Genomic DNA, 3812 nt, shown 5'->3' on the forward strand with positions numbered 1-3812 from the left:
CACCCGCACCCGCGAAAACCACCCGCACCCCCGAGCTACAAGGCGCCCTACTCGTCCGACGAAAAGCGGAGCGCCCCCGTGGGGATCTGGGCGTCGCACCAGACCCTGACCCCCGCGCGGAGTTCGTTGTCCGCGCCGATGACCGCACCGTCGCCGACGACCGTGCCCGTGAGGACGGAGCGTTCGCCGATGCGGGCGCGGGCGCCGATCAGGGAGTCGGTGATGACCGCGCCGGGTTCGACGACGGCGCCCGCGAGAACCGTGCTGCCGAAGACCCGCGCGCCCTCACCGACGAACGCGCCCTCGCCGACGACCGTGCCGCCGGTGAGCTTGGCGTCTCCGGCCACCCGGGCGGTGGGCAGGACGAGGCGGTCGCCGCAGCGGCCGGGCACCGCCGGGGACGGGGCGCGGCCGAGGACGAGGTCGGCGGAGCCGCGGACGAAGGCCGCGGGGGTGCCGAGGTCCAGCCAGTACGTGGAGTCGACCATGCCCTGGAGGTGGGCGCCCGCCGCCAGCAGGTCAGGGAACGTCTCGCGCTCCACCGAGACCGGGCGGCCCGCCGGGATCGTGTCGATGACCGAGCGGCGGAAGACGTAGGCCCCCGCGTTGATCTGGTCGGTGACGATCTCCTCGGGGGTCTGCGGCTTCTCCAGGAAGGCGAGGACGCGGCCCGTCTCGTCGGTGGGGACCAGACCGTAGGCGCGCGGGTCGGTCACCTGGGTCAGATGGAGCGAGACGTCCGCCCCGGTCGCCCGGTGCGTGCCGACCAGGCGGCGGATGTCCAGGCCGGTGAGGATGTCGCCGTTGAAGACGAGGACGGGGTCCTCGGGGGCGGAGTGCAGGTGTGCGGCCGCGTTACGGATGGCGCCGCCCGTGCCGAGGGGCTCCTCCTCGGTGACGTACTCGAGGTGGAGGCCGAGGGCGGAGCCGTCGCCGAAGTGGGGTTCGAAGACCTCGGCCAGATACGAGGTGGCGAGGACGATGTGGTCGACGCCCGCCGCTCTCGCCCGCGCCAATTGGTGTGTGAGGAAGGGGACTCCGGCCGCCGGGAGCATGGGCTTCGGAGTGTGCACCGTGAGCGGACGCAGTCGGGTGCCCCTGCCGCCGACCAGGAGAATCGCTTCTGTCACCTGTCGTCTCTGCTTCCTGCCGGGACCGGCCGAACTGTCTTTCGGCCGGCCAGTGTATGCAGACCGTTCGATGGCGCCTTCATGGACGTGCGGAACCCCGCCGGTCTGCGGCTTCGCAGGTCGGCGGGGTGGTGCGAGGGGGCACGGCGGGCGTGCCCCCTGCGGTGCTGTGCTGCCGTGCGGTGGCCTCCGGCCGACTCACCGGTGTGCGGTCGGGGCGGTCGCGCCCCCGGTTCCCCCTTCAACCTGCCGCCGTCCTACCGCCCTTGGTACCGGGCGGCTTCCGAGCGGGTCGTACCGAGCTTTCCGTAGAGGCGCCCCCCCGGGCACTCGGTCGCGAACCCGTCACGGTGGCCGGAGATCACGTTCAGTCGTACCTTCTTACCTTTTGCGTACAGATTGCCACCCCCGGAGATGAGGTCCGTCTTGCCCTGGGGGTTCGCCCGGTAAAGACCGAGTTTCCAGGCGGTGAGTTTCGCGATGCCCGTCACAGCGGCGGCGGGCGGCTTGGTGGTGCCGAAGCTGCCGATGACCGCGATCCCCATGCTGTTCGTGTTGAAACCGAGGGTGTGGGCCCCCATGACGGCCTTCGCGACGCCACCCGCGCGCCCCTCGTAGATGTTTCCGCACTTGTCGACGAGGAAGTTGTAGCCGATGTCCCGCCAGCCGCTGCTCACCACGTGGTAGCGGTAGATACTGCGGATGACGGAAGCCGCCTCGGCGCAGCTGTAGTTGTTGCCGGAGGCGGTGTGGTGCACGAACGCCGCCTGGACCTTCTTGGTGTAGAGGAAGTCCGGCTCGCGGAGCTTCTCGTCCGCGCCCCAGCCGCGGCGCGTGACGATACGCGGGCGCGGCCCGATGTAGGGCTTCATGCCCGGCTCCAGGTCGGCCAGCCCGGCCTCCGTCGCCGTGCGCGACAACGCCGGGATGACGGTGGCGCCGAGCGGCGCGAGATCGGCGTTGACGGCGGAGGCGGCGGCTGACTCCACGGTCAGGGCGCCGAGGCGCGAGGCGTCCACGGGAGTGCCGACGGGCGGGGGGTCGGCGACCGGCCCGGCCGCCGGGGCGGTCGCCTGCGTCGACACGGCGTCCGGGACGCCGGTGCCGGGGTCGACCAGTTCGAGGCGTAGGCCGTCCGGGAGCACCTGGACGCCCGGTGCGGCCGTACGACCGCTGACCTCGGCCCGTACGCGGACCTCGACCCCGTCGGACTCGCCCACCCAGAGCGGGGCGGTGGAGCCGCGCACCCGGCTGGAGGCGCGTTCGGCGGTGTCCGGGTCGGCGGCGTGCTCGTGGTTGTGCGTCTCGACGTCCTGCCAGCCGGACCAGTGGGTGGTGCCGCGCGCACGGGTACGCACCTGGACGCGGCCGTACAGTTCGGTGTCCGGGTCGTCCCACACGACACCGACCAGCGAGAAGGACCGTACGTCCCGGCGTCCGAGGCCCTGTTCGGCGGTCGGGCCGAGGCCGCGGTCCGTCGCGCGCGGGACCAGGGGAAGCGACTGGGTGTGGCCGGACGGCGATGCGGCCGCTCCGTCGACGGCCGGGGCTCCGGCCGGGGCGGCTTGCGCGGAGGTCGCGGACTGTTCGGAGGTGGAGGTCGTGTCGAGGGCCGGAGCGGCGGGGGTCGCGGCCGCGGCGGGCAGAGCGGCGGGGAGGGCGAGGACCGCAGCGCAGGCGACACCGATCGAGGAGGCGAGGAAACGAGAGCTACGCATACGCCCGATCTTGGACATAGTCATACATATCTGTCCATCGCAGAACTGACGGGCCGTCGGCTCCGCTCCGCCGAACCGGTGGGTGGCGCTGGGCCGAATCGGTGGCCCCTCCGCTTCGCCCCGCACCCGCCCCGCACCCGGCCCCGCGTACGCTTACGCGGATGAACGCCACCGATCGCACCCCTGCCGACCTGCTGCGATCCGCGCTCGCCGCGGACCCCGCGCGCCCTCTGGTGACCTTCTACGACGACGCCACGGGCGAACGCGTCGAATTGTCCGTGGCCACCTTCGCCAATTGGGTGGCCAAGACGGCGAATCTGCTCCAGGGCGACCTGGCCACGGAGCCCGGCGACCGGCTCGCGCTGCTGCTGCCCGCGCACTGGCAGACGGCGGTGTGGCTGCTGGCGTGCTCGTCGGTGGGTGTCGTCGCCGATGTCGCCGGGGACCCCGGCGCGGCCGATCTCGTGGTGAGCGGGCCGGACACCCTGGAGGAGGCCCGGGCCTGCTCCGGGGAGCGGGTCGCCCTCGCACTGCGGCCGCTCGGCGGGAGGTTCCCGCAGACCCCGGCGGGTTTCGCGGACTACGCCGTGGAGGTGCCCTCGCAGGGGGACCGGTTCGCGCCGTTCGCGCCCGTGGACCCCGAGGAGCCGGCGCTGATCGTGGCCGGGCGCGAGTTCAGCGGCGCGGAGGTCGTGGAGCGGGCACGCGCCGAGGCGGGCGACCTCGGACTCACGGGACCGGGATCGCGGCTGCTGTCCGGAGCGGGCTACGACACATGGGAGGGCCTGCTGGCGGGACTGTACGGGCCGCTGGCGACCGGGGGGTCCGTGGTGCTGTGCCGGCACCTGGACCAGCTGGCGGAGGAAGCGCTGGCCAAGCGCGTCGAGAGCGAGCGGGTCACCGCCGTCTCGCGCTAGGCCGACCCCGGGCCCCAGGCCGGGCCCCAGGCACCGGCCCCAGGTGC

Annotated in this window: 3 protein-coding genes; 1 reads left to right on the forward strand and 2 read right to left on the reverse strand. The window is 73.2% G+C overall.

The window, feature by feature from the left end:
- Positions 1-47: 47 nt before the first annotated feature.
- Together manB and AOK15_RS39660 are read right to left on the reverse strand one after the other, a co-directional pair.
- Positions 48-1130 (reverse strand): mannose-1-phosphate guanylyltransferase, encoded by a 1083-nt coding sequence (gene manB, locus AOK15_RS39655; protein WP_055523903.1) that lies wholly within the window; start codon positions 1128-1130, stop codon positions 48-50.
- 257 nt (positions 1131-1387) lie between these two features.
- On the reverse strand, positions 1388-2866 hold the full coding sequence (locus tag AOK15_RS39660; protein ID WP_055523906.1) for a peptidoglycan recognition protein family protein: 1479 nt from the start codon (positions 2864-2866) through the stop codon (positions 1388-1390).
- A 143-nt stretch (positions 2867-3009) separates the two neighbouring features.
- Here AOK15_RS39660 and AOK15_RS39665 point away from each other — a divergent pair, with 143 nt between their 5' ends.
- Positions 3010-3765, forward strand: coding sequence for a TIGR03089 family protein (locus tag AOK15_RS39665; RefSeq protein ID WP_055523908.1), 756 nt, complete (start codon positions 3010-3012; stop codon positions 3763-3765).
- The last annotated feature ends 47 nt before the right edge of the window (positions 3766-3812 follow it).

This window comes from Streptomyces ossamyceticus, from assembly GCF_001418475.1.
Lineage (GTDB): Bacteria > Actinomycetota > Actinomycetes > Streptomycetales > Streptomycetaceae > Streptomyces > Streptomyces ossamyceticus.